This is a genomic window from Campylobacter sp. BCW_4321 (assembly GCF_001763075.1).
GTDB classification, from domain to species: Bacteria; Campylobacterota; Campylobacteria; order Campylobacterales; family Campylobacteraceae; genus Campylobacter_D; species Campylobacter_D jejuni.
The window spans coordinates 1-1,559 of record NZ_MJYA01000010.1; the positions used below are offsets into that span (position 1 = coordinate 1).

At 26.2% G+C, this 1,559-nt stretch carries 1 protein-coding gene; it reads left to right on the forward strand.

The window, feature by feature from the left end; all coding sequences use genetic code 11:
- Positions 1 to 127: 127 nt before the first annotated feature.
- Positions 128 to 1,555 carry a glycosyltransferase family 10 domain-containing protein gene (locus AJN58_RS09720; protein WP_079860606.1) on the forward strand — a complete coding sequence of 476 codons (1,428 nt, stop codon included), beginning with the start codon at positions 128 to 130 and terminating at the stop codon, positions 1,553 to 1,555.
- Positions 1,556 to 1,559 lie beyond the last annotated feature (4 nt).

The following is a 1,559-nucleotide window of genomic DNA, read 5'->3' on the forward strand; positions in this document are numbered from 1 at the left end:
GCTGAATTTGGGTTATGCATGGGGTTTTCCTTTAAAAATGGCTTTGGTTGGTTGCAAAATTATTTAAGTTAAAATTATATTATTTAATGATAAAATTTAAGCTTAAGCTTAAATTACAGGATAAAAAATGACTAACAAGCGGATAATTAAATTAAGGCTGGTTGATTGGTATCTTGAGGATAATGAAGAAAATTTTTATAATCATTATTTGATTAAATTGCTATGTGAAAAATACAACATAGTGTATAGTAATGATCCCGATTATATTATTTATAGTGTTTTCGAATTTAATAGACATACAAATTATAATTGCATAAGAATTCTTTATACAGAAGAAAATAGAAGAACAAATTGGAATATAGCTGATTATGGCATAGATTTTGATTATTTATCTTTTGCGGATAGACATATTAGACTACCTTTTCAGTTTTTGTGGCTTAAAGATGATATAGAGATGGCATGTCAAAAACATTTATATTATAATAATTTTGAAAAAAGAAAAAAATTTTGTGCTTATTTAATTACAGACCCGGGTAGACCAGAATGGACTCCTAGGGATCATTTTATAGATAAGCTATCTTTATATAAGCATATTGACTCTGGCGGTAGATATAGAAATAACATAGGCGGTCCAATAGGCGATAGATATGGTGAAGATTTTAATATAACAAAAAGAAAATGGCTTCAAAATTATAAATTTAATATTTGTTTTGAAAATTCTAGCGCTCCAGGCTATACTTCTGAAAAAATTTTTCAAGCATTTGCAGCTGGTTGTATTCCTATTTATTGGGGAGATACTAGCTTAAGATGTGGTTTGGGTATAAAAGAAAAATTGACACCTTGTGCAGAAATAGATCAAAGAATACCTAAAATTCCAGAAGAATTATTGGATTATAAAATAAATCCAAAAGCTTTCATAAATGCCCATAATTTTAGCACTTGGAATGAATTGATTGATCATATTAAATTGATTGATAACAATGATGAATTATATTTTTCAATGTTAAAAGAACCTATATTTTTAAACAATTTTGATCCTATCCAATATGCCAAAGAAAAGACACTGATGTTTTTTGATTATATTTTTTCTCAACCTTTAAAATATGCTTATAGAAGAGGAAAGGGAGCTCATATTAATTTTGAACTAAGAGATAAAAAAAGATGTTCTGCTGATTTTACTCCGACTCATAAAAACATAGGAGCTCTTTTAAGAATTCAAAACCAACTTTCTTATAAACTAGGACAAGCTTTGATTTTAAATTCTAAAAGTGTATTCGGTTTTTTATCTTTACCTTTTATAATATTAAGTATTGTTATTTCACATAAACAAGAACAAAAAGCTTATAAATTTAAAGTAAAGAAAAATCCAAATTTAGCTTTACCTCCTTTAAGTTCATATGATGATTATAATGAAGCTTTAAAAATAAAAAATCATTTTTCTTATAAATTAGGAGAAGAATTTATTAAGGCTAGTAAAAATTGGTATAAAGGTAGATTATTCTTATTGCCTTATAGAGTTTTTAAGCTTTATAAGAAATTTAGGAAAAAACAATGAAAAC

Excerpts from the sequence above, each read along its gene's own strand:
- AJN58_RS09720 (WP_079860606.1), top strand. The coding sequence starts at position 128 with ATGACTAACAAGCGGATAATTAAATTAAGGCTGGTTGATTGGTATCTT.